Raw genomic sequence first — 25233 nt, 5'->3', positions numbered from 1 at the left:
TTTATAATAAAAGGAGCGATATCACATGAAAGATAAGATTTTTGGAGTATTACAAAGAGTTGGACGTTCATTTATGTTACCTATTGCAATATTACCAGTAGCAGGTTTATTTTTAGGCATTGGTGGTTCTTTTACAAATGCAAATATGATTGAAGCCTATGGTTTAAGTGGTATATTAGGAGAAGGAACATTTTTATATGCAATACTTTCTGTATTAAATAAATGTGGTGACATTGTATTTGCAAATTTACCTATATTGTTTGCTATGGGTGTTGCTATTGGTATGGCAAAAAAAGAAAAAGAAGTTGCAGCGTTGGCAGCAGCGATAGCATTTTTTATCATGCACTCCGCCATTGGAGCAATGCTTACTGTAACAAATGCAGCAGCAACATTGCCAAATGGTTCTATTAGTTCTGTTGTTGGTATAGAGTCTTTGCAAATGGGTGTATTTGGTGGTATTATAGTAGGATTAGGTGTTGCAGCATTGCACAACCGTTTTTATAAAATAGAATTACCACAAGTATTATCTTTCTTTGGAGGAACAAGGTTTGTACCAATTATTTGTTCTATTGTTTATTTAATTGTTGGCATTGTTATGTTCTACATATGGCCTATCATACAGCAGGGTATTTATGCTGTAGGTGATGTAGTAAGAAGTTCAGGCTATGCAGGAACATTAATTTATGGTATTATGGAAAGAGCATTAATACCTTTCGGTTTGCACCATGTATTTTATTTGCCTTTCTGGCAGACAGCAGTTGGTGGTACAGCAACAATAGATGGCAGTTTGATTGAAGGTGCACAAAATATATTCTTTGCACAATTAGCAAGTCCTAATACAACAATATTTGATGTAGAAGCAACGAGATTTATGGCTGGTAAATTCCCACTTATGATATTTGGTTTACCAGGAGCAGCACTTGCTATGTATAAAACAGCAAAACCAGAAAAGAAACAAATTGCAGGAGGTTTGTTACTTTCCGCAGCATTGACATCTATGTTGACAGGTATTACAGAACCATTAGAATTTACATTTTTATTTATTGCACCTATATTGTATGCAATTCACTGTTTTTTTGCAGGTTGTGCCTATATGCTTATGCACATTTTTAAAGTTGGCGTTGGTATGACATTCTCTGGCGGATTGATTGACTTGACATTATTTGGTATTATGCAAGGTAATGCAAAAACAAATTGGATATGGGTTGTAATAATAGGTATTGCTTATTTTGTAGTATATTTCTTAGTATTTACTTTACTAATTAAAAAATTTAATTTTAAAACACCTGGTAGAGAAGATGATGATGTTGAAACAAAACTGTATACAAGAGCAGACGTAAATGCAGCAAAAGCAGGCGGTGCAGCAGGAGCAGCAACAAGCGGTGTAGATGCAGTTTCTCAGTTGATTTGTCAAGGTCTTGGAGGAAAGAAAAATATTTCTGACGTAGATTGTTGTGCAACAAGATTAAGATGTACAGTAGTGGACTCCTCAAAAGTACAAGATGCACTTTTGAAACAATCTGGAGCAGCTGGAGTTATTCATAAAGGATTAGGTGTACAGGTTATTTATGGTCCAAAAGTTACTGTAATTAAATCGAATTTAGAAGATTATTTAGCAAGTCCAGCAAGTGATGTGGAAGCACCAGTTCCAACACCACCTGCACCAGAACCAGAACAACAAAAAACAGAAAGTAAAGCACAAACAATAAATAAAAAGGAAGAAGTATTTAGTAGTTATGTAGAAGGACGTATGGCAGACATTAGTGAAGCACCAGATGAAGCTTTTGCAGGAAAACTTATGGGAGATGGTATTGTAATGTTCCCAAAAGGAAATATTGTATATGCTCCAGCCGATGCTACAATAGAAACAGTATTCCCTACAAAACACGCAATAGGATTAAAGACAAAAGAAGGTACAGAAATATTACTTCATGTTGGTATTGATACTGTTAAATTAGATGGTAAAGGATTTACTGTATTTGTAAATGATGGAGATACAGTGAAAAAAGGCGATAAGCTTATGGAAGTAGATTTAAACTATATTGCAGAAAATGCAGCATCTACAGCAATTCCTATGGTATTTACTAATTTAGAAGAAGGTCAAGAAATTGTTTGGAAATATAAAGACAAAACAGAATACCAAGCAAATGAAGATATAATCATAATAAAATAATAAACAAAAGGAAGTAGAGGAAGCAGGGGAAGTATGTTTAAAATTTTAAAAGTTTTAAATAATAATGGTATATTGGTTATAGATTTAGATAGCAAACAAGAATATATATTTCTTGGTAAAGGGGTAGGCTTTGGCAAAAAAGTAAATCAAAATGTAAATAGTATTGATAATGCGAAAGCATATTGTTTTACAGAAGAGCAATCAAGACAGAATTCTATTCATACCATAAAAAGTATTTCTCCTGTTTTTATTGAAATTGCAGCTAGTATTATAGAAGAAGCAGAAAAGAAATTTGGTGCTGTAGATAATAATATATTGCTGGCTTTAGCAGACCATATTGCTTTTGCTATAAAACGTATGCAAGAAGGTATAGAATTAAAAAATCCTTTTGCAAAAGAAATTAAAGTACTTTTTGAAGAAGAATATAGTGTAGCAAAAATGGGTAGAGAGTTTATAAAAGAAAAAATTGGTGTCGAAATTAACGATGATGAAGTTGGTTATATTACACTTCATGTTCATACTGCTTTAACAAGAGAACATGTTGTGCAAAGTATGGACATTGCTCGTATGATACAAGAAGGAATACAAAAAATTGAAATGGAATTAGGCACAATTTTAGATAATGAAACCATTTCTTATACTAGACTACTAACACATATGAAATTTATGATATTACGTGTAATCAATGAAGAAAAATTACATTTAGACATGACGTCTTATGTTTTAGACAATTTTCCAAGCTCTTTTGATTTGGCAAAAAGGATTTGCAAAGAATTTGAAAACATTACAAAAAAACCTTTTCCTGATATAGAAATAAGTTATTTCGCAATACACATTGAACGTGTAAAAAGTGTAGATGAATAATAAACCCCCCTTATTTATAAAAGCTATTGACTATACTGTCAGTAGCTTTTTTTGTCGTATAAGCAAGTAATAATTAATTAAGGAGATATTTTTGTAGTACAAAGTTTATAGTATTTTTTACCATAATTTGGTATGATAAAAGAAATGAAAAAAGGAGAGAGATTTTTATGGACAAGCCATATAAAAGTGTAAAAAAAACATTATATAGACTTTTTTTAGTAATAGGGTGTGGCATAGGACTTTTTATAAAATTGGGTTTATATCAGGGTAAAATAAAATGGTATACGTTAATGTATTATACAAATTGGAGCAATTTTTTTGTATTTGTATTATTTTTGTTTCTTCTGTTATTTCCAGAATATAACAATAGTAAAAAATTACTTAATATAAAAGGTGGTGTCACAATGATGATGCTACTTACAGGGTTTATATATCATTTTCTGTTAAATGGAAGAGATTTTAATATGGAGCCAATTACAACAACAAAAGGATTAGGTAGCTTTTTACTACATTACTATACGCCTTTTTTGGTTTTTTTAGATTGGATTTTATGGGATAAAAAAGGAATGTTTTTTCAAAAAGCAGCATTTTTTTGGACAATAATACCTTATATTTACATGGTGTTGATATTTTGTATAGCATCTAAGGGAAGTTTTATACCAAATCAAAATACAAGCTATCCTTATAAATTCATTGCAGTAGATTTATTAGGTTGGGAAAGAGTAGTTGTAAATATAATTGCATTAAGTGCTTGTTATATTGCAGCAGGTTATGTTTATGTTATATTTGATAAATTATTGTCAAAAGCAATGCAACATAAAAGATAATATACAAGTATTAAGAAAAACTATTTTTCTGCCGAAAAATAATAAAAGGGCAATATTGGAAAGGTGGAAATGGTATGAAAAATATAACAGGTATCACAAATATTAATAGTCTTTTAAATACAATGAAAATGCAGCATTTATGGGAAATGAGGAAACAAGACCCAGAAAGAGCTAGAATTGAAAAAGAGCAAAAACAGAAACAAATTTCTCAAAAAATATCAGATATTCGTACAAAGTTAAAATTTGGAAAAAAATTAACAGATAAAGAATTAAGGCTTTTAAGAGAGCACGCACCAGAGTTATATAAAAAAGCGGAGGCAGTACAACAAGAAAGAAAAAATTTTAAAGAAGCACTAAAAAATTGTAAAACAAAAGATGATGTACAAAGATTATTTTCACAAAAAATGCAGTTTTCTATGTCTATAGCAAAACAAGACCAAGAAATGGCAGAATATCTTACATCTGCATTGCAAGAAGAACATACCCATTTTACTAAAACAGACAGTTATAAAGATATGAAATGGGAGACAGAACTAACAACAGAAAAAACAGAAAAGACATCAAAAAACAAAAAAAGTACTAAAACAAATAATACAGAAAAAATTTATCAATCTGTTTTGAAAAGAGCAGAACAAGTAACTGCAGAATATGATATATCAGAAGATGGTACAGCATACAAAAAAGAACAAACTATTTCTTCTACTGAACAAAACACAAAAGCCACAATAGATACTTCTTCTGCAACATTTAAACAGGCATATAATAACTATCAATCATTAAGCGAAACGACAGAAACAAAAAGTAATATCAAAAAAAGAGTATAAGGAGAATTAATATGAAAAGTGTTACCATTGGTAATATAACAATAGGAGAAGGTATCCCTAAAATTTGTGTTCCTATTGTAGGCGTTACGGAACAGGACATATTGCAGCAAATCAATCAAATAGATAAGGAATGTGTAGATTTAATAGAATGGCGTTGTGATTGGTATGAGTACTGTTTTGATACGTCAAAAGTATTACAAACACTTAGTGTAATAAAAAATATGGTGAAGCAAATACCTATATTATTTACATTTCGTACAGAAAAAGAAGGAGGTCAAAAAGAAATTTCTCAAAAACAATATGAAGCACTTCTTTTAGCTGTAATAAAGTGTAAAAAAGTAGACATGATAGATATAGAATTGTTTACAGATAGTATAGTTTTAAATTCTCTATTGCAAAAGGCAAAACAATATGCTGTAAAAACAATAGTATCTAATCATGATTTTAAAAAAACACCACAGGAAAATGAAATTATATCACGACTTTGTACTATGCAGAAATTAGGAGCAGATATTACTAAAATTGCAGTAATGCCCCAAAATAAAAAAGATGTTTTAACACTTCTGTGTGCTACAGAGCAAATGCAATGTCAATATGCAGATAGACCTTTTGTTACTATGTCTATGGGTAATATGGGGGGTATTTCTCGCATTGTAGGAGAAATTTTCGGCTCTGCTATTACATTTGGAGCAGTACAAAAAAGTTCTGCACCAGGACAAATTGAAGCAAAAAAGTTAAAACAACTACTTCAAATGATACACAATAGCATGATTGAAATGTAATGTGGAGAAGTGATACAATGCCTGCTTATTTTAATGTTTCACTACAATTCAAAAGAGAAGACATATACAGCAATTTTATGAATGATTTTTATATAGCACTAGATATTGCTGGTTTAAAATTTTTACATGGGTGTGATAATGAGATTTCTCAAAAACAAATTGTAGAGTGGAACCAACATAAAATAGAACAAAATTTTGTATTAGGTTTTACAGAACATCGCTCTCATGACTATAAACAAAGTGTATTTTACTTTAAAAATTACAGCGAAATAAGAGGATTTTGGTTAAATAATTATCCAGAAGATAATACATTTTGTTATGAAATTATTATACCTGAAAGTGACGTTTTAGTTTCAGAATGTGACACTATATTTCAGCAACAAAAAATAAATGAATTATTAGAATTATCAAAAAAAATATGGCAGTTTCCATATATTAAAGTAATACAAACCGGTTTAGAAGAAAATGACGCTTCTACTAGATTAAGTAAAATAGAACAAGGAGAATATCCTAATATAAGCCCTTTTGCTATAGTAGAAAAAGAAAATATACAATTTATCAATTCAGAATATTATGTCAATCAGTTTCTAGGTGACAGAAATGGCATATTACTGATTTTACCAAGTGTTAGTAAAAAGATAATCCTCTAACAAAAACAAAAGTTAGGGGACTATTTTTTTAATATGATTTAATGAAATACAGAAATAAAATAAAGATATACCAATAGATAACAGTAACAAATATTGTTTTGATAAAAAGCTAAATCCCCAAAATAGACTATATACAAATAGTACAAAAGGAGATAACAAAGGAAAATGTACTCCATACCTTTGCCAAGACATATATAGAATATGAAATAATAGTACAACAAACCAAAATATAGCTGAAAATTTTAAATAAAGCATATTTTTTTCTATACTAAATTTTTTTAATACTTTATACCAGCAATATAAATACACAATAAATAGTATAAAGCATACAAAGTTAGCTTTTTTTTCTATTGCCATAGGTATTATATTTTGAAATGCAATAAACAATGTAAAAATGACAATAAAAATACAATGTATCATAGTCATTTCCTTTCTTTATGCCTCAATATCAACTGTTGTATAACAATACTAGTAATACCCATAGCATAAAAATGCGAGGGTATTACTTATTATTGATAAACAATTTAATTTGTATTTTGTTCTGTATTTTCTTCTGGTTGAGGTTCTTCTTCAGGTACAGCAGTAGCATTTAGTTGTTCTAAAGCATTTTGGGCGTTAGCAACATTATTAGAGTCTGGATATTTTTCTATAATTCTTTGATAGTATTCTATTGCCGCTGTAACATCACCTTTTTCTTGTGCAATTTGTCCTAAATAATAAAACGCATCATCAATGAAATCTTCAGAAGAAGCATATTTTAAACAGTTTTCAAAATTTTCTTTTGCTACATCATAATTTTTATTTAAAAATTCATTTCGTCCTTGTGTATATAATATAGAAGTTGCTTCTGGTAAAACAGATGATTTTAGTGCATTTAGTGCAACATTTTCTTCTTCTGAAAAGTTTGAAGTATCAATTAAAATAATTTTAGCAGCAGAATCAATAAAATTATTATTTTCTGCTAGAGCAGATGCTTCTTGTAATAGCGTAATATTTTGTTGTTTTACAGCTTCTGCTTTATACTTTTCATTTTCTTTTTCTAATTTTTCTGCTCTTTCACGTAGTTCTGTCAGTTCTTCAGGTGTAATATTACCATTTGCTGTAGCAGATGACACTTTAGAGCGTAAATCATCAATAGTTTTATCTTTTTGTTCAGATAATGCAGGCATCACCAAAGAAAGCAATACAATAGCAACGCTAACACCACCAATAAAAAAGGCAATGATTTCATTTTTAAAGCTGCTTTGACGAATTTGTTTGCGATATGTGGGAACAGGGGGAGCAGCATCTGTTCTTTTTGCAGTATTGTTATCTGTATTGTTTTTTGCTGATTTTTTATTCATTGCAATATCTAATTCTCTTGCATAATGCAAGGCAGTAGGATTATACTGGTCGATTTTAAGCACTTTTTGCACAAAATAAGAAGCTCTATTAAAATTTTTTTCTTGTAGACAACAAAGTGTCATTAAATTACAAGCTTCCACAAAATTACTATTATAGTCTAAGGCACGTTTTAATTGTATTAGTGCTAAATCATCACTTCCTTGCTGCAAATAAGCAATTGCTTGATTATAAAACTGGACAGCGTCATTTTTTTTCTCCATTTTTCTACCATCTTTTTGTAATATGTCCATATAACGAGAAGCAGGATTATTTTTGTGTTCTATAGAAGCACTTACAATCCATTGTTTCAAAGCATCTGCAATTTGTCCTTTTTCATGATATACTAATCCTAATAGATTACGTGCAATATAATTATTTTTATCAAAAAGTATACTTTGTTCTAATGATTTAATGGCACCTGTTAAATCACGTGATTTTGCTTGTTCTAATCCCTTATTATATAAACGAATTGAAGTATTACGAGTTTTTCTAAATATAAAGGCGTCTACACCACAATTTGGGCAAACTACCCCTTGACGTATAAAATAACCACAATTTGGACATTTCATTAGACATTCTCCTTAAGAATTTTGTTTTGGTCGACTGTGTACTGTTTGATTTTGCATTGTTTGAGTATAAGCACCTTTTGAAAGGTGCTGTAGTATGTCAAGAATGTCTTGTACTTCGCTAGTATGAATAGAGTCCTCTATTCGTTCTAATTCTAATATAGGTTGGTATTTAGAAAGTTCTTGTTTAAAATCTATCATATATAAAACCTCCAGATAAGAGATGTCGTTTTTTTAGTTACAAATAATATCATTTATAAAAAAGTATGAAATAGTATAATACCATTTCTATTCTATTTTTGTACAGTTTTTATTTACATTTGTGCTGATTTAATTTCTCCAATCATATAAAGAGAACCACAGCAAAGTAATATATCTTTTTTTGCTGTAATAGATAGTGCTGTTTGATATGCTTCTATTACATGAGCATTTTTTAATATTTTTTTATGAGAATATTGCATTGTTTTTTCTAATTTTTCAATATCTAATTTTCTGCTACTCATAGGTTCTGTTAATACTACAATATCTACCATAGGAAGTATAATATCAATCATTTTTTGATATTCTTTCTCCTGCAATACACCTATAAGAAGTGTTATTTTTTTATGTTTGAAATATTTTTTGATAGAATGAGAAAGCATAATAATGCCATCTATATTATGTGCTCCGTCTAATATTACAATAGGATAATGTTGTATTATTTCCATTCTACCTTGCCATTTTGTTTTTTGGATACTATTTAATATAGTTTGTTCTGTTAAATGAAAACCATATTGTTTCAATACATGACAAGCTAACAATACAGTAATACAATTTTGTATTTGATACTCCCCTAATAATGATAAATTTACCATATCATATTGAAAATATTTTGTAGAAACAGAGAATAATGTCTTTTCTAAATTTTGCAAAAGTATTTTTGTTTTAACATTATTTTGCAAATCGTAAAGAGGAGATTGTTTTTGTTTACAAATATCTGCTATTTTATTATATACTAAATTCTTCTGAGGATACAACACTACAGCACAATTTTGTTTTATAATGCCTGCTTTTTCTATTGCAATTTGTTCAATGGTGTTTCCTAAAAATTCTATATGGTCTATACCAATAGACATAATTAAACAAAGAAGTGGATTTTCGATTATATTAGTAGCATCAGATAAACCACCTAAGCCTGTTTCCAACAACACTATATCTACATTTTGCTGTGCAAAATAATGAAAACAGATAGCAGTTAAAAATTCAAACAATGTAGGAGCTTCAAAACCTTCATCAATCATTTGTGTATAATGTTTTTTTATAAAACAAACTTCTTGTGCAAATTTCTCATCTGATATATAAGCACCATCAATTTGATAACGTTCGTTGTATTTTATCAAATGAGGAGAGGTATACAAAGCTGTTTTATAACCGCTTTGAGTGAGTATACTTTGTAACATAGCACAGGCAGAACCTTTTCCGTTTGTGCCTGCAACATGAATACATTTTAATTGCTTTTGAGGGTTTCCTATTCTTTCTAAAAGTTGTTGTATTCTAGATAGTCCAAGTGTTGTTGTAGAACGAAATGAAGAAATTTGATTGATATATATTAAGGCTTGCTGATAGTTCATAATTGCCCCCTTAAAGTTATTTTGCTTTTGTACTTATATAGTGTAGTATTTAGTTCTTTACTAAGTAAAGAACCTTAGTGGGAGCAAAGCTCCCACTAAATTCTTTTACTTGGGAAACAGCTATATTTTCACCATACTAACATTACTATCTGAAATATAATTATAATCAGTAATTGGAAAAAGTGCAATAATATTGCAGAAGATATAAGAGTTTTTTAAGAATTCTATATCAATTACAGGCAATATCATGCAAAAAATAGTAAAATACCACAAAACAAAAGTGACAATACTATTTGTAAATTTATAGTATGGAATAATTTTATAATACAATTTATTATTTTTTATTGTCATTTAGGTAAGAACTATTGTATAATAAATTAGTTTTGTAAGTATTTTGAAGTAATTTGGAGGTGTCAGAGTGGAGGAAAAAGACGGACATAATAGTAATTTATTAGGGAACGAAGAAGAAAAAAATCGTTTTTTACGTGAGATATTTTCGGAAGAACAGCAATTTAATAGAACACGTGAAGAACAAAAATTACATCAACAAAGTAGAGCTACTAGAGGAGAGAGAACACAACAAAAACAAATAAGGCAAAGGCAAACAAAACAAACACACTACAATAACAGAACACAAGCTGTAAGAATGCCAGAAAGGCAATACAAAGAAGAAGGCAGAAAAAATTTGGAAAGAAAAAGAAAGCAAAAAAAGAAACAACGAAGAAAAAAAATACTTTCTACATTGCTATTATTTTTCATTTGTATTGGGCTTTGTTTAGGGGCATTTCAATTTTTTAGAAGTCTAATGATGCCTTCTAATCCGGGTGTTGCAACAGATGTTGGAGAAGATGTTGCTGTTACAATACCAGAAGGAGCAAGTACATCAGATATTGCGGAAATATTAAAAGAGAAGAATTTAATTAAAAGCGTATTCCGTTTTAAATTAGAAAGTAAATTAAATAATTATGATGGTACATTTCAAAAGGGAAATTATACTTTAAATACAAGTATGACACATCAGCAAATTATGGAATTGCTTCAAAAAGGCGGAGAAGCAGAAGAAACATATCAGTTAGTAATACCAGAAGGTTTTACAATAGACAAAATTGCACAAAGATTGCAGGAACAAGATATTATGACAGCAGAAGAATTTATTAATGAAGTCAATACAGGAGAATTTGACTATGAATTTTTAAAAGATTTACCAACTTCACCAGATAGAAGATACAAATTGGAAGGATATTTATTTCCAGCAACCTATACACTCTATGATGGCGTTACAGCACATCAACTAATTGATAAAATGCTACAACGCTTTGAAATAGAATATACACAAAGTATAAAAGACAATTTGGAACAGTCAGAACATACATTAGATGAAATTGTAACAATAGCTTCTATTGTAGAGGCAGAAATACAAGTACCAGAAGAAAGGGCAAGAGCAGCAGGTGTAATTAGAAACCGTTTAGAGCAAGGTATGAAATTACAAATAGACGCTACTGTGTTATATGCACAAGGTACTACAAAAGACCGTGTTATGGAGTCTGACTTAGAATATAGTTCTCCTTATAATACGTATCAAGTGGAAGGTCTTCCTATTGGCCCTATTTCAAATCCAGGTTCTGCAGCATTAGAGGCAGCATTGCACCCAGAAGACAACAATTATATTTATTATGTTGTAGAAAAATATGGAAGTAGCAACCATGTATTTACAGAAACTTATGAAGATTTTATAAAAGCAAGAGATAACTATTTTGCAAGCAGGGAATGATAGTATGAATTATGTAACAGATGAAGAAATGAATTTGTATTTAAGAACAGTACAACCAATGTATGATGGTATATTAGGAGAAATACAAAAAAAATCTATTGCGGAAGATGTGCCTATTATACCTCATGAAACAGCAAGGCTTTTAAGTGTATTACTTTCTATTAAAAAACCAAAAAAAATACTTGAAATTGGTACAGCAGTTGCTTTTTCGGCTGGTCTTATGAGCCAATATTTGCAACAAGGAGGTACTATTACAACAATAGACCGTTTTGAAGTAATGCTTAAAGATGCAAGAGAAAATATTAAAAAAATGAATTTAGAAAATGTGATTACAATATTGGAGGGAGATGCAGCAGATATACTGCCTACACTGCAGGAAAAATATGATGTAATATTTTTAGATGCAGCAAAAGGACAGTATGGCAATTTTTTGCCACACTGTATACGTCTTTTGCCCGTAGGAGGTATATTGATTGTAGATGATGTTTTACAAGGAGGCAGCATTGCTAAAACACGTTTTAGTGTTCCAAGAAGACAAAGAACAATACACAAAAGAATGAGAAACTTTTTATGGGATATTTCCCACCATGCAGCATTGGAGTCCTGTATATTGCCAGTGGGAGATGGTGTAGCAGTTTGCTATAAAAAAAGTGATGAATGATAATTTTAATGAAAAAAGTGGATTTAAACAAAGAAATAAAGGAGAAAAAAATGATACAAAAGCCAGAGTTATTAGCACCAGCAGGTGATTTAGAAAAATTAAAAATAGCTGTACTTTATGGTGCAGATGCAGTATACATTGGAGGAGAAGCTTATGGCTTAAGAGCAAAAGCAAAAAATTTTGACATAGACAATATGAAAGAAGGTATTGATTTTGCTCATGCACATGGTGTAAAAGTATATGTAACAGCCAATATTTATGCCCATAATGCAGATTTTGAAGGTATGGCGGAATATTTTAAGCAAGTGCAGCATATGGGTGCAGATGCTATTTTAATTTCAGATTTAGGCGTGTTTTCTGTAGCAAAAGAAGCAGCACCTGATTTAGAAATACACATTTCTACACAAGCAAATAATACAAATTATAAAAGTGCACAAATGTGGTATCAGTTAGGAGCAAAAAGAATTGTAGTAGCAAGAGAGCTTTCTCTAAAAGAAATTAAACAAATTCGTCAAAATATACCACAGGATATGGACATAGAGGCTTTTGTACATGGTGCTATGTGTATTTCTTATTCAGGAAGATGTCTTCTGAGCAATTACTTAAGTAACCGTGATGCCAATAAAGGAGCTTGTGCTCACCCTTGCAGATGGAAATACCATTTAGTGGAAGAAACAAGGCCGGGAGAATATATGCCTATAGAAGAGAATGAAAGAGGTACTTATATTTATAATTCAAAAGACCTTTGTATGCTAGAACATATTCCTGATTTGATAGACGCAGGTGTTGTAAGTTTAAAAATTGAAGGAAGAATGAAAACACCTTTTTATGTAGGAACTGTAATAAAAGCATATCGCATGGCAATTGACGATTATTTTGAAAATGTCGAAAAATATCAGCAAAATATTCCTTTATATATGCAGGAAGTTTCAAAAGCAAGCCATAGAGATTATACAACAGCATTTTATTATGGGAAGCCTGACGGCAATCAGCAGGTTTATACTAATAACAGTTATATTAGAGAATACGATTTTATAGGCATGATAAAACAAAATTCTGATAAAAATAACTGTGCTATTGTAGAACAAAGAAATAAATTTTCTGTTGGAGAAGTAATTGAAGTAATGCCAGCGAAAGGAATTTCTTTTTCTATGAAAGTAGAAAATATGTGGAATGAGCAAGGAGAGAAAATTTTATCTGCACCACACCCTCAACAGATATTAAAAGTACAGTTTGATAGGCCAGTAAAAGAATTTGATATGATGAGAAAAGCTGTTTTAGAATAGTTTATAAAGTATGTGATAGAAAAGGGCAGTATATTTTTACTGCTTTTTTTATTTCAAAAAAATCTATGTAAGGGCAAAATGCCCAATATAATTATTGTTTCATTTCTGCATATAATTTTTTTAATGCCTTTTTTTCTATACGAGAAACATAAGAACGAGAGATACCCAACATTTTGGCAATTTCTTGTTGTGTAACTTCTTTTTCGCCATATAATCCATACCGTAATTCTATTACAAGTTGTTCTCTATCTTTGAGAACAGATTTTAGATTTTTGTAAAGCTGTTTGGTCTGTATTTTTAAATCAATTTGTTCTGCAATATTATCATTTTCAGCACTGATAATATCTAGCATAACAATTTCGTTACCATCTCTATCTGTTCCAATAGGGTCTTGCAATGAAATATCTTGACTATATTTTTTAGAAGCTCTAAGTGCCATTAAAATTTCATTTTCAATACAACGAGAAGCATATGTTGCTAAGCGAATTCCTTTTTCAGAATGATAAGAAGAAACTGCTTTGATTAAACCGATAGTGCCTATTGAAATAAAATCTTCTTGGTCTTTTTGAAAACCATTATATTTTTTAGCAATGTGTGCTACTAATCTTAAATTATGCTCTATTAGTATATTTTTTGCTTGCTGTTTTTCCTCCTCTGTACCTGTTTCAAATTGCGAGATGTATTTTTTTTCTTCTTCTGCTGATAGGGGTTTGGGAAAAGAACTACTTCCTGATACAAAAGAAAACATAAAAAACGTGCTAAATATTACTGTAAGCACAGCCACACCTCCTAAAGGAGTCATTAATTTATTTTATGAATAAATTTTTGAAAATGTGCGTGTCTAAAATAATATTTTTATGTTATGATAATAAAAATGATATAAATTATTTAAAAAAAGAAAGGAGGCATTATTGTGATAATTATAGTGTGTGTTGATGACAATAATGGTATGTTATTTCACAATAGAAGGCAAAGCAGAGATATTGCCTTGTATCAACATATTATGGAGGTAATAAAAGGGAAAAAACTATTGATGAATGACTATTCTGCAAAATTGTTTTCAGAAGAACAAAAAGAACATATTATAGTACAAAATAATTTTTTAGAAATTGCATCAGAAAATGACTATTGCTTTGTAGAAAATACAGTAGTATTAGATTATCAAAACAATATTCAAAAAATCATATTATATAGATGGAATAGAACATATCCCGCAGACACTTATTTTCAATTTCCGTTGGACCAAAATAAATGGAAATTAGAAAAAACAACTGATATAAAAGGAAACTCTCATGATATTATTACAGAGGAGGTTTATACAAATGAATAAAAAAAGAAAAAGTATTGTTTTACTATTTACTCTTATTACACTGATTTTTGCAGTAGCCTGTGGTAATTTAGACGCCATTTCTCAAGCTACACAATCATCTACTGTCATTAGCATGGAAACATTGCCAAAATATTCTGGAGAGCCTTATGTTGTTATAAATAATAATGAGCCTAATTTTGAGCAAAAATATTTTAACACAAATTCTTTTGAAAGTTATAGTGATTTAGACAGCTTAGGTAGATGTGGTGTTGCTTTTGCAAATATTGGAAAGGACATTATGCCTACGGAAGAAAGAGGTTCTATTAGTCATGTAAAACCAACAGGTTGGCACAGTATAAAATATGACAATGTTGACGGAAAATATCTTTATAACAGATGTCATTTAATTGGTTTTCAATTAACAGGAGAAAATGCAAATGAAAAAAATCTGATTACTGGAACAAGATACTTAAATGTAGAAGCTATGCTTCCATTTGAAAATATGGTTGCAGACTATATAAAAGAAACAAACAATCATGTTTTATATAGAGTAACACCTCTTTTTGAAGGCGACAATCTTTTAGCTACAGGTGTACAAATAGAAGCAGAGTCTGTAGAAGACAATGGAGAAGATATTTTATTCAATGTATTTTGTTACAATAGTCAACCGGGCATTGTGCTAGATTATAAAACTGGAGAAAGTAAACAAGGTGTAGAACAAAATAGTACTACTGTTACAATAAATAGTCAAAATTACATATTAAATACAAATTCCAAAAAGTTCCATAAAGAAGATTGTTCTAGTGCAAAAACAATTAAAGCAGAAAGTAGACAACAATATACTGCAACAAGAGAGGAACTTATATTAAAAGGCTATTCACCATGTGGTGTATGCAAACCATAATAATATACTAATTTAGAAAGGGGAATAACAATGATAAAAAAATATGTTTTTGGTACTCCATTTGAAACAGAAGCCGTTGTAGTAGATATTGAAAAAACAGAAAGTAATCCTAAATATGGCAAGGTATACTGCGAACAAAAATTTTGTTTTGAATATGAAATGTCAAAACAAGATATGATATTTGGTTTAGGACAAAATAATAGAGGCATTAACAAAAGAGGATATATTTATATTAGTAATTGTACAGATGACCCCGAACACACAGAACATAAAACTTCACTATATGGAGCACATAATTTTATAGTAATTTCAGGAAAAGAAAATTTCGGTTTATTTGTAGATTATCCTTCTTCTGTTTGTTTTGATATAGGATATACTCATAGTGACAAATTAAAAATAGAGTGTGAATATTGTGATGTAGCACTTTATGTTATAGAAGGAGAAAATACTTATGACATTGTAAAACAATTTCGTAAATTGATAGGACAAAGTTATATTCCTCCTAAATTTGCATTTGGCTATGCTCAAAGTAGATGGGGATACAAAACAAAACAAGACTATAGAGAAGTGGCAAAAGAATATAGAAACAACCATATACCTATTGATATGGTATATATGGATATTGACTATATGCAGGATTTTAAAGATTTTACATTAAATGAACAAAATTTTAGTGATTTTGAAGAATTTGTAAAAGAGATGAAACAAAATAATTTAAGACTAATTCCTATTATAGATGCTGGTGTCAAAATTGAAAAGGGCTATTCTATTTATGAAGAAGGTGTAAAAAATAATTATTTTTGTAAAAGAGAAGATGGAAGTGATTTTGTTGCAGCGGTATGGCCAAATGATACCCATTTTCCAGATGTACTAAATAAAGAGGCGAGAAAGTGGTTCGGCTCAAAATATAAAATTTTAACAGATAAAGGCATAGAAGGTTTTTGGAATGATATGAATGAACCAGCAATATTTTATACACCAGAAGGCATTGAAAGAATAAAAAAAGATATGAAAGAATTTATTGAAAAACAGCCTTCTAAAGAAGATACTTGGTTTATGAGAGATAATTTACGATATTTAGCAAATAATCCTTCTGACTATCGTGCATTTTATCATACTATAAATGGGAAAAAAATAAGACATGACAAAGTACATAATTTATATGGATACAATATGACAAGGGCAGCAGCAGAGGGTTTGCAGGAAATTGACAATAACCGCAGATATTTATTATTTTCTCGTTCTTCTTATATTGGTATGCACAGATATGGCGGAATATGGACAGGAGATAATATGTCATGGTGGTCTCATCTTTTATTAAATATCAAAATGATGCCTTCTTTAAATATGTGCGGATTTTTATATACAGGAGCAGATATAGGAGGTTTTGGAGCAGATACAACAAGAGAGTTGCTGCTTAGATGGCTTGCTTTTGGAATATTTACCCCTCTTATGAGAAACCATTCTGCAGAAGGTACAAGAAGACAAGAATGTTATCAATTTGAAAGAATAGAGGAATTTAAACGTTTAATAGAAATAAGATACAGATTGATACCATATATTTATAGTGAATATATGAAAGCAGCATTACAATATGATATGTATTTTAAACCTTTGTCATTTGTATATCAAAATGATGAAATCGCTAAAGAAATAGAAGACCAACTTCTAATAGGAAATGAAATAATGATTGCACCCGTTTATACACAAAATGTTAAAGGCCGTTGTGTGTATTTGCCAGAAGAAATGATGATGATAAAATTTTTATCAGATGGAACAATTCATACAAATGTATATCAAAAAGGATATCATTATATTGATATAGAATTAGATGAAGTTGCATTGTTTGTAAGAAAGGGCTGTTGTATCCCTATTGCTCAAGCAGCGGAATATGTAGAACAAATTGATACAGAAAATATGAAATTGTATGGATATAAAAATAGTGAATATTTACTTTACGACGATGATGGTATTACAAAACAATATCAACAACAAAATTATAAAACAATGAAATATGAATAACAAATTATAAATACAAAAAACTTCCCAAACAAAAGGGAAGTTTTTTGATATGGTATCTTATACAATAATTTAGAAAAGTATGCTAAATGATGATTAATCTACTATTGTTAATTCCGTTGATTTATCAAAAACGTGTATTTTATCTACATCTAAAGCAAAACGTACTTTAGAACCAGTATGAGCGTCTGTAGTTGGAGCAACTCTTGCAGTCAAACTTGTACCTTGAACGTCAAAATATAAATAAACTTCTGCACCCAATAATTCAGAAATATTAACAGTGGACTCTATAATACTATTTGAGAATTTTTCAAGCATTTCTTGAGAGTCATAAATATCTTCTGGTCTAATACCCATTACTACCGTTTTATCTGCGTATCCACCGTCAACTAACGCTTTTGCTTTTTGCTCTGGAAGCTCTATAGTATAATCTCCTACTTTTAAACTTGCTTGATTACCATTTATTTTACAAATAGCATCTAAAAAGTTCATTTGAGGAGAACCAATGAAACTAGCAACAAAAAGATTTATAGGATGATTATAAAGATTTTGTGGTGTATCTATTTGTTGTACAATACCATCTTTCATAACAACAATACGTGTTCCTAATGTCATAGCTTCTGTTTGGTCATGTGTAACATATATAATTGTAGTACCAAGTCTTTGATGTAATTTAGAAATTTCTGCTCTCATTTGTACTCTCAATTTTGCATCTAAGTTAGAAAGAGGTTCGTCCATTAAAAATACTTTTGGATTACGAACAATAGCACGACCCATAGCAACACGCTGTCTTTGACCACCAGATAAAGCACTAGGTTTACGTTCTAATAATTTTTCAAGGTCTAATATTTTTGCTGCATTATGTACCATTTGGTCAATTTCTGCTGGTGGAGTTTTACGAAGTTTCAATGCAAATGCCATATTTTCATAGACAGTCATATGTGGATAAAGAGCATAATTTTGAAAAACCATAGCAATATCACGGTCTTTTGGTTCCATGTCATTTACTAATTTTCCATCAATAAGCAATTCACCAGAAGAAATATCTTCAAGTCCTGCAACCATACGCAATGTTGTGGACTTTCCACAGCCAGAAGGACCAACGAATATAATGAATTCTTTGTCCTCTATTTCCATATTAAAATTTTTTACTGCCTCATAACCATTTGGATATTTTTTACAAATGTTTTTTAAAGATATACTTGCCATATTATTATCCTCCTTCTCTTGCCATATTATAAAATTTTTAGTAAAAATTGCAACGTTCTTTGTCTTTTTATTATCATAACATATCAATATGCTGCTATAGAATATCATCAAATAAGTGTTTTTATGTCATATTGCTATTTTTCTATATTTATATGAAATTCACATTGCATTTTGGTATATAAAAGAGCATTTTACTAAAAATTAATAGATTATAGAAGGTATCTATTTTGTATGATTATACTCAATTATTGCAATAAAATTCCTTTTTGTATACGCCATGTGCGAGGAGAAACGCCATAAATATTTTTAAATGCCCTTGAAAAGTGAAGAGCATTAGGATAACCTACAGCGATACCAATTTCTTGTACAGACAACTGTGTTAAACGAAGCAATTCTGTTGCTTTTACCATACGATAATTGATTAAAAATTCCTGAGGAGATTTTCCAACAGCATCTTTAAATATTTTACCGAAATAACTTCTATTTAAGCCACAATTTTCTGCAATATCTTCTACAGAAATATCATTTTGAAAATTTAATTCAATATAAGAAATTGCTTCTTTTAAATAAAAATCACGCAGTTTATTGTGACATTTTGTACACATAGGTGCAATAGAACGAGTAAGATAATCAAGAAATAAATATAAATGTCCTATTAAATGAAAAGGAGAACAATCTCTATGATGCACAATGTAATTCATTTCATGTAGCATATTGTTTTGTAGTTCATCTGAATGAGAACGATAAATAGGATTATTAACAGATAAACCAACAATTTCTAATGCTTCTTTTACACGGAGTCCATCAAATTCCAGCCAAATATATTCCCAAGGAGTTTCTTTTGAAGCAACATACATATTTGTTTGACCTGGAAAAATCATAAATCCTTGTCTTGGCTTTAGTTGATAATTTTGTGTAATTTTGTGGCTATTGTCAGCCATAAGTGTACCTGTTCCTGATATCACATAATGAAACAAATAGTGATTGCGTGAAGCAGGACCAAAAGAATGAGAAGGAGTACATTTTTCCCAACCATATTGATATAGGCAAAGGTCAATAAAATTTTCATTGGGAAATATTGAAAAGATGGCGTTATTCATAATTTTTTCCATAAGCTTTCTCCTAACGTAATTTTTTTTACTACAAGCAGTATAAACAACAACGAACAGAAAAACATTAGTGAAGTGTATAATTTTGCACTGTGTATTCGATGTTTTTTAAATACATATTGAGTAAATTTCATAAGTAAATTAATCATATCTTTAATAACTACCCTATATTATATATCAAAATATACCAAAATGCCATATTAACTGCATATAAAATTAGAAAAATAGCAATATGCCATAAAAACACTGATTTGATGCTATTCAATATATACAGAACAATATGTTATAATGATAAAAAATTTAAAACTATGGGCGAAAAATACATAGTTTTAGCACAAAAAAATGTAAAAAGGGCAAGGTAAAAAAAGAGAGGAGGAAATTTTTATGAAATCACGAATGAAAACAGTTGGCAGTATTCTTCTAATAGGAGCAATGTTTTCAACTGCACTACTGTCAGGTTGTAGCACAGAAACAGCGTCTGGAAAGACAGTGATTGAAATTGTGCAATACAAACCTGAAGCGGTAAAAGCGTTTGAGGCTTTGGAGGAAAAATTTAATGCAACCCATGATAATATTGAGTTGGTGATTGATTCTCCTAATGATGCGATGACAATATTGAAAACAAGATTTGTCAGAGAGGATTATCCAGAAATTATAGGTATTGGTGGCGACATCAATTATTCTAATTTCTTAGATGCTGAAATGCTTATGGATATTTCAGATTTTGAAGGACTGTCAAACATAAAGGACTCTTATTTGAAAATTAACAAACAATTAGAGTTTATTCCTTTAGATGGAATATATGCAGTTCCTTATATGGCAAATGCTGCAGGTGTATTGTATAACAAAGATATCTTTAATGAAAATGGTTGGAAAATTCCAGAAACATTAGATGAATTTTATAAACTTTGTGAAGACATACAGAAAAAAGGTATGCAGCCTTTGTATTTTGGTTTTAGAGATACATGGACTACATTAGCACCATGGAATGCTATTGCAGTAGATGTGGCAGATGCTGAAATTTGTTCACAAGTAAATGCAGGTTTAGCAACATTTTCTGAAGGTTATAGACCTGTAGCAGAAATTACAAAGTCACTTTTAAAATATGCTCAGCCAGACCCAGTTGCTTATAGTTATAATGATGCTTGTACTGCATTTGCAAGAGGAGAGTCTGTAATGTATGTTATAGGAAGCTATGCAGTACCACAAATAAAATCTGTTAATCCAGATATTAACATTGACTCTTTTGTATTCCCAGCAAGTAATAACAAAGAAGAAAATGTTTTGAACTCTGGTAATGACTTACAGTGGTCTGTTATGGCAGGAAATGAAGACAAAAAAGAAGCAATATATGAAGTGCTTAATTTCCTATATGAAGATGAAAACATTCAAACTTATTTAGATGACCAAAGTGCAGTACCATGTAAAAAAGGAGATTTTGAACTTCCATCTATGTTAGATGGTATGAAACCATATATTGAAAATGATAAAATGGCAGATTATCAAGACCACCATTATCCTGCTGAAATGGCTGTAGATGCTATGATACAAACTTATTTAGTAGATAATAGTGAAAATGCTACAGATACATTCCTTACAAAATTTGATGCAGATTGGGCAAGATATAACAGAGATTTGATTGCAAAAGTACAGAAATTTTACTCTGAACACCCTGAAAAGTTAACAGAAGGAGGAGAATAATATGAGAGGCGATAAAGATAGAGAACGTACGTTTCTTCTTATTACAATTCCAGTAGTAGCTTTGTTTGTATGTTTTAATACATTACCATTGATAAAAGGTTTTATATATAGTTTTACTAATTTTAAAGGCTATGGTTCTTATGAATGGGTAGGATTAAGAAATTACATTGATTTATTTACAGATGCACGTGTAGCAAAATCTTATTTGTTTACATTTAAATATGCTTTGTTAGGTACTATATTGACAAATGTAATTAGCTTAATTATTGCAATGGGACTTAATAGCAAAATAAAAGGTAAAAGTGTATTAAGAGGTATTTATTTTGTACCTAACGTATTAGGTGGATTAGTAGTTGGTTATATATTTAGTTTTATATTTACATATGTACTTCCAGTAGTAGGTCAATCACTTGGCATTGAAGCATTAAGCAGTAGTATGCTTTCTAGTGTATCAAAAGCATGGATTGCTATCGTTATTGTTGGCTGTTGGCAAGCAATCGCCATGAACACAATTATTTATATTTCTGGTTTACAAACTGTTCCAGAAGATATTTATGAAGCAGGTGCTATAGATGGCGTTACTGGCTGGAGAAAATTCAAAGATTTAACATTCCCGCTAATTATACCTTTCTTTGGTATTAATATGGTGCTTTCTATGAAAAACTTTTTAATGGTATTTGACCAAGTTATGGCATTAACAAAAGGTGGTCCATCTCAAAGTACAGAGTCTATTTCTTATTTGATTTATAACAATGGTATGAGTGGTGGACAGTTTGGTTTCCAAAGTGCTAACGCATTTTTGTTTTTCGTAGTTATTGTAGTAATTTCAGTTGTACAGATGACAGTTATGAATAAAAAGGAGGAACAGTTATGATGAGCAAAGGCAATAAACAAACAAGAGCAGTCAACTGGCCAGTCACAATATTATTGATATTGGGTTGCTTAACTATATTTTTCCCACTATATATGGCTGTTATCATTTCTATGAAACAACCTTCTGAAATGACAAATGATATTTCAGGTGCATTGTCATTGCCTGCACAATGGAGTTTCGCTAATTTCCAAGAAGCAATGAGAGTAACAGATTTTTGGAATTCTTTAGGAAATAGTCTTTTAATTACAGTAGCAACAGTAGTATTAGCTGTTGTAATACATGGTATGGCAGGATATGCTATAGGCAGAAGTATGAAAAAAAGTAAGGCTTACAATATTATCTATATGTTTATTGTAAGTGGTATGTTTGTACCATTTGCTATATTGATGATGCCTTTGGTAAAACAAACTGCTCAAATGGGCATAGCAAACAGATTAGGTGTTATACTTTCTTATGTTGTATTTTATATGCCTTTAAATGTAATGCTTTATAAAGGATTTTTAACAAATATTCCTGTTGCTATTGAAGAAGCAGCAAGAGTAGACGGTGCAAGCACATGGAAAATTTATTGGACAATTATATTCCCTATGATGAAGCCAATGCACGCAACAGTAGCAGTATTGACAGCAATGAGTACATGGAATGATGTTATGACACCACTTGTTATTATGTCTGGTACAGGTAAAAATACATTACCATTAGCACAGTTGAATTTCCAGACACAATTTGGTACAAATTACAACTTAGCATTTGCATCTTACATACTTGCATTAATACCAATATTATTATTCTATATTGTTTGTCAAAAACAAATTATTAATGGTGTTGTAAATGGTGCTGTAAAATAAGTTTTGTAAAATGATGATAGGAGAGGCAGATTATGGAATGGAAGCAGAGTTATTATGACATATACGGAAAAAATAAAAATACTGATTTGTGTTATAACCAGCTTTTAGACATTATTGAAAAAGCAAAAACGGATAGACCATCATGGCTATTAAAACAAGATAAATTAGGAAACGATTGGTATTTATCTGAAAAAATGGTTGGCATGATGCTATATGTAGACCGTTTTTGTAATGACTTATATGAAATGGAGAAAAAAATAGATTATTTTGTTGAATTAGGTATCACATATGTACATTTTATGCCTCTCCTAAAATCAAGAGAGGGCAACAACGACGGAGGTTATGCTGTTTCAGACTATTTGAATGTAGAGCCACGTCTAGGAAATATGAAACAGCTTCAAAAAGTAGTAAAAATGTTAAAACAAAAGGGAATACGTACTTGCATTGATTTTGTATTAAATCATACTGCAAAAGAACATATATGGGCACAAGAGTGTAAAAAAGGGAATAAAGATTTTGAAAATATGTATTTCATGTTTGATGATGACGTTATTCCAAAAGAATATGAAAAAACAATGACGGAAATTTTTCCAGGTGTTGCACCTAAAAATTTTACTTATTATGATGACATTAAAAAATATGTTATGACACGTTTTTATGAATTTCAATGGGATTTGAATTATGCAAATCCAAAAGTATTTAATAAAATTGTGGAAGTTTTACTTACATTGGCAAATAAAGGAATTGATATTTTTAGATTAGATGCTATTCCTTATATGTGGAAAGAAGTAGGTACAAATTGTATGAACCATATTAATGTGCATACGCTTCTAAAAATGATGTATAGCATTATACAAGAAGTATGTCCATCAGTAATATTTTTAGGAGAAGCCATTATTGAACCAAAAGAAATTGTAAAATATTTTGGAGATGCTGAACAAAAAGAATGTAATGTAATGTATAATGCTTCTTTAATGGTTTTACTATGGAACAGTATTGCAACAAGAGATGTCAGATTAATGGAACGTTCTCTTTCTAAAAAGTATGATGTACCTAAAGATGCTGCATGGATAAATTATGTAAGGTGTCATGATGACATAGGCTGGGGATTTGAACAAGACATATTAAGAGAAATAGGTTTTGACCCAGAAGCACATAAACAATTTATGATACAATTTATGTTAGGAAAATATCCAGGAAGTTTTTCTATAGGAGAATTATATGAATTTAATCCTGTAACATTAGATGCAAGAAATAGCGGAACATTTGCTTCTATGTGTGGTTTGGAACAAGCACTAAATGAAAAACATCAATATAAAATAGAGCTTGCTATAAAAAGAATATTACTTTTAAATTCTATTATCATATCTTATACAGGTATACCACTTTTGTATAGTGGAGATGAAATAGGACAATTAAATGACTGGAGTTATAAAACACAAAAAGATATTGCAGGAGATAGCAGATGGCTTCATAGAGGCGTCATGGATTGGATAGCAGCAGAAAAACGTTGTGATATTTCTACTATAGAGGCAAAAATATTTTATGGTATTAAAAAAATGATTGATATTAGAAAAAATTGTACTTTTTTCCGTTCTGATATACAATCAATACCAATAGATATGGGCAATAAAGCAGTATTTGGTTTTCACAAAGAAGACAAAATGATTATGCTAGCTAATTTTTCAGAACAAGAACAATGGGTAGATACCTATCGTTTTAATTGGTTTGGACTAAAAGAAGAATTAACAGACGCTATTACAGCAAGAAAAATAAATTTGAATGATAATCAAATATTGTTAGGGCCTTATGAGTATTTGTGGTTAATGTAATTGATATTTTATAAAATTTACGAAAGGAATT

The 25233-nt window shown here is 30.1% G+C and carries 22 protein-coding genes; 16 read left to right on the top strand and 6 right to left on the bottom strand.

Annotation, left to right across the window (positions count from 1 at the left end; all coding sequences use genetic code 11):
• Positions 1-25 precede the first annotated feature (25 nt).
• The 6 genes from C820_RS10950 to C820_RS10925 all read left to right on the top strand — a co-directional run bounded on the left by C820_RS10950 (position 26) and on the right by C820_RS10925 (position 6120).
• A complete protein-coding gene (locus C820_RS10950; protein WP_004033920.1) occupies positions 26-2173 on the top strand; it encodes a PTS sugar transporter subunit IIABC in 2148 nt (715 codons plus the stop codon).
• Positions 2174-2206: 33 nt separating this feature from the next.
• A complete protein-coding gene (locus C820_RS10945) occupies positions 2207-3037 on the top strand; it encodes a PRD domain-containing protein (RefSeq protein ID WP_004033922.1) in 831 nt (276 codons plus the stop codon).
• A gap of 167 nt (positions 3038-3204) precedes the next feature.
• On the top strand, positions 3205-3864 hold the full coding sequence (locus tag C820_RS10940; protein ID WP_004033924.1) for a Pr6Pr family membrane protein: 660 nt from the start codon (positions 3205-3207) through the stop codon (positions 3862-3864).
• A 74-nt stretch (positions 3865-3938) separates the two neighbouring features.
• The gene (locus tag C820_RS10935; protein WP_004033926.1) at positions 3939-4688 is read left to right on the top strand and encodes a hypothetical protein; all 750 of its coding nucleotides are present in this window, start codon (positions 3939-3941) and stop codon (positions 4686-4688) included.
• Between the two features lie 11 nt (positions 4689-4699).
• A complete protein-coding gene (aroD, locus tag C820_RS10930; RefSeq protein ID WP_004033927.1) occupies positions 4700-5470 on the top strand; it encodes a type I 3-dehydroquinate dehydratase in 771 nt (256 codons plus the stop codon).
• A 17-nt stretch (positions 5471-5487) separates the two neighbouring features.
• Complete coding sequence (locus tag C820_RS10925; protein WP_004033930.1) at positions 5488-6120, top strand: hypothetical protein; 633 nt, start codon at positions 5488-5490, stop codon at positions 6118-6120.
• A gap of 524 nt (positions 6121-6644) precedes the next feature.
• On the opposite strand, the gene C820_RS10920 is transcribed toward C820_RS10925, so the two are convergent.
• The 3 genes from C820_RS10920 to C820_RS10910 form a co-directional block, all read right to left on the bottom strand.
• Complete coding sequence (locus C820_RS10920) at positions 6645-8072, bottom strand: tetratricopeptide repeat protein (RefSeq protein ID WP_004033934.1); 1428 nt, start codon at positions 8070-8072, stop codon at positions 6645-6647.
• A 12-nt stretch (positions 8073-8084) separates the two neighbouring features.
• Entirely contained in the window at positions 8085-8270 is a 186-nt protein-coding gene (locus tag C820_RS10915; RefSeq protein WP_004033935.1) for a hypothetical protein, read from the bottom strand.
• 113 nt (positions 8271-8383) lie between these two features.
• Positions 8384-9679: a bifunctional folylpolyglutamate synthase/dihydrofolate synthase gene (locus C820_RS10910; RefSeq protein ID WP_004033938.1), complete on the bottom strand. Its 1296-nt coding sequence runs from the start codon at positions 9677-9679 to the stop codon at positions 8384-8386.
• A 418-nt stretch (positions 9680-10097) separates the two neighbouring features.
• On the opposite strand from C820_RS10910, the gene mltG reads away from it, so the two are divergent.
• From mltG to C820_RS10895, 3 genes are read left to right on the top strand one after another with little or no spacing between them, the layout of a single operon-like run.
• Positions 10098-11450, top strand: a complete 1353-nt coding sequence (gene mltG / locus C820_RS10905) for an endolytic transglycosylase MltG (protein WP_004033939.1) — start codon at positions 10098-10100, stop codon at positions 11448-11450.
• A 4-nt stretch (positions 11451-11454) separates the two neighbouring features.
• Positions 11455-12111, top strand: a complete 657-nt coding sequence (locus C820_RS10900; protein WP_004033940.1) for an O-methyltransferase — start codon at positions 11455-11457, stop codon at positions 12109-12111.
• A 50-nt stretch (positions 12112-12161) separates the two neighbouring features.
• A complete protein-coding gene (locus tag C820_RS10895; protein WP_004033941.1) occupies positions 12162-13397 on the top strand; it encodes a peptidase U32 family protein in 1236 nt (411 codons plus the stop codon).
• 91 nt (positions 13398-13488) lie between these two features.
• Here C820_RS10895 and sigK read toward each other — a convergent pair whose 3' ends face one another.
• Positions 13489-14199, bottom strand: a complete 711-nt coding sequence (sigK, locus tag C820_RS10890; protein WP_035295509.1) for an RNA polymerase sporulation sigma factor SigK — start codon at positions 14197-14199, stop codon at positions 13489-13491.
• Between the two features lie 111 nt (positions 14200-14310).
• Here sigK and C820_RS10885 point away from each other — a divergent pair, with 111 nt between their 5' ends.
• From C820_RS10885 to C820_RS10875, 3 genes are read left to right on the top strand one after another with little or no spacing between them, the layout of a single operon-like run.
• Positions 14311-14727 carry a hypothetical protein gene (locus tag C820_RS10885; protein WP_004033943.1) on the top strand — a complete coding sequence of 139 codons (417 nt, stop codon included), beginning with the start codon at positions 14311-14313 and terminating at the stop codon, positions 14725-14727.
• On the top strand, positions 14720-15610 hold the full coding sequence (locus C820_RS10880; protein WP_004033944.1) for a DNA/RNA non-specific endonuclease: 891 nt from the start codon (positions 14720-14722) through the stop codon (positions 15608-15610). Before C820_RS10885 ends, C820_RS10880 begins: the two co-directional genes overlap by 8 nt.
• Before the next feature lie 30 nt (positions 15611-15640).
• On the top strand, positions 15641-17632 hold the full coding sequence (locus C820_RS10875; RefSeq protein ID WP_004033952.1) for a TIM-barrel domain-containing protein: 1992 nt from the start codon (positions 15641-15643) through the stop codon (positions 17630-17632).
• Between the two features lie 93 nt (positions 17633-17725).
• On the opposite strand, the gene C820_RS10870 is transcribed toward C820_RS10875, so the two are convergent.
• Complete coding sequence (locus tag C820_RS10870) at positions 17726-18838, bottom strand: ABC transporter ATP-binding protein (protein ID WP_004033953.1); 1113 nt, start codon at positions 18836-18838, stop codon at positions 17726-17728.
• A gap of 245 nt (positions 18839-19083) precedes the next feature.
• Entirely contained in the window at positions 19084-19950 is an 867-nt protein-coding gene (locus C820_RS10865) for an AraC family transcriptional regulator (RefSeq protein WP_004033954.1), read from the bottom strand.
• Between the two features lie 381 nt (positions 19951-20331).
• Here C820_RS10865 and C820_RS10860 point away from each other — a divergent pair, with 381 nt between their 5' ends.
• From C820_RS10860 to C820_RS10845, 4 genes are read left to right on the top strand one after another with little or no spacing between them, the layout of a single operon-like run.
• On the top strand, positions 20332-21648 hold the full coding sequence (locus C820_RS10860) for an ABC transporter substrate-binding protein (protein ID WP_004033955.1): 1317 nt from the start codon (positions 20332-20334) through the stop codon (positions 21646-21648).
• A 1-nt stretch (position 21649) separates the two neighbouring features.
• The gene (locus tag C820_RS10855) at positions 21650-22522 is read left to right on the top strand and encodes a carbohydrate ABC transporter permease (protein WP_004033956.1); all 873 of its coding nucleotides are present in this window, start codon (positions 21650-21652) and stop codon (positions 22520-22522) included.
• Positions 22519-23370, top strand: coding sequence for a carbohydrate ABC transporter permease (locus C820_RS10850; protein WP_004033957.1), 852 nt, complete (start codon positions 22519-22521; stop codon positions 23368-23370). Before C820_RS10855 ends, C820_RS10850 begins: the two co-directional genes overlap by 4 nt.
• 32 nt (positions 23371-23402) lie before the next feature.
• The gene (locus tag C820_RS10845) at positions 23403-25202 is read left to right on the top strand and encodes an alpha-amylase family protein (RefSeq protein ID WP_004033958.1); all 1800 of its coding nucleotides are present in this window, start codon (positions 23403-23405) and stop codon (positions 25200-25202) included.
• The last annotated feature ends 31 nt before the right edge of the window (positions 25203-25233 follow it).

Origin of the sequence: Clostridium sp. MD294, assembly GCF_000364165.2 — a bacterium.
GTDB lineage: Bacteria > Bacillota > Clostridia > Lachnospirales > Anaerotignaceae > Coprocola.
Note: the sequence above shows the minus strand (reverse complement) of the source record. Positions and strands in the feature narration are given on the sequence as shown.

Bases quoted from the DNA above. Each gene is read 5' to 3' on its own strand.
- C820_RS10865 (WP_004033954.1), bottom strand. From the start codon at position 19,950: ATGGAAAAAATTATGAATAACGCCATCTTTTCAATATTTCCCAATGAA.
- C820_RS10870 (WP_004033953.1), bottom strand. From the start codon at position 18,838: ATGGCAAGTATATCTTTAAAAAACATTTGTAAAAAATATCCAAATGGT.
- C820_RS10895 (WP_004033941.1), top strand. From the start codon at position 12,162: ATGATACAAAAGCCAGAGTTATTAGCACCAGCAGGTGATTTAGAAAAA.
- C820_RS10910 (WP_004033938.1), bottom strand. From the start codon at position 9,679: ATGAACTATCAGCAAGCCTTAATATATATCAATCAAATTTCTTCATTT.
- C820_RS10850 (WP_004033957.1), top strand. From the start codon at position 22,519: ATGATGAGCAAAGGCAATAAACAAACAAGAGCAGTCAACTGGCCAGTC.
- C820_RS10900 (WP_004033940.1), top strand. From the start codon at position 11,455: ATGAATTATGTAACAGATGAAGAAATGAATTTGTATTTAAGAACAGTA.
- C820_RS10875 (WP_004033952.1), top strand. From the start codon at position 15,641: ATGATAAAAAAATATGTTTTTGGTACTCCATTTGAAACAGAAGCCGTT.
- C820_RS10920 (WP_004033934.1), bottom strand. From the start codon at position 8,072: ATGAAATGTCCAAATTGTGGTTATTTTATACGTCAAGGGGTAGTTTGC.
- C820_RS10880 (WP_004033944.1), top strand. From the start codon at position 14,720: ATGAATAAAAAAAGAAAAAGTATTGTTTTACTATTTACTCTTATTACA.
- C820_RS10950 (WP_004033920.1), top strand. From the start codon at position 26: ATGAAAGATAAGATTTTTGGAGTATTACAAAGAGTTGGACGTTCATTT.
- C820_RS10845 (WP_004033958.1), top strand. From the start codon at position 23,403: ATGGAATGGAAGCAGAGTTATTATGACATATACGGAAAAAATAAAAAT.
- C820_RS10945 (WP_004033922.1), top strand. From the start codon at position 2,207: ATGTTTAAAATTTTAAAAGTTTTAAATAATAATGGTATATTGGTTATA.
- aroD (WP_004033927.1), top strand. From the start codon at position 4,700: ATGAAAAGTGTTACCATTGGTAATATAACAATAGGAGAAGGTATCCCT.
- C820_RS10855 (WP_004033956.1), top strand. From the start codon at position 21,650: ATGAGAGGCGATAAAGATAGAGAACGTACGTTTCTTCTTATTACAATT.
- C820_RS10935 (WP_004033926.1), top strand. From the start codon at position 3,939: ATGAAAAATATAACAGGTATCACAAATATTAATAGTCTTTTAAATACA.
- C820_RS10925 (WP_004033930.1), top strand. From the start codon at position 5,488: ATGCCTGCTTATTTTAATGTTTCACTACAATTCAAAAGAGAAGACATA.
- sigK (WP_035295509.1), bottom strand. From the start codon at position 14,199: ATGACTCCTTTAGGAGGTGTGGCTGTGCTTACAGTAATATTTAGCACG.
- C820_RS10860 (WP_004033955.1), top strand. From the start codon at position 20,332: ATGAAATCACGAATGAAAACAGTTGGCAGTATTCTTCTAATAGGAGCA.
- C820_RS10940 (WP_004033924.1), top strand. From the start codon at position 3,205: ATGGACAAGCCATATAAAAGTGTAAAAAAAACATTATATAGACTTTTT.
- C820_RS10915 (WP_004033935.1), bottom strand. From the start codon at position 8,270: ATGATAGATTTTAAACAAGAACTTTCTAAATACCAACCTATATTAGAA.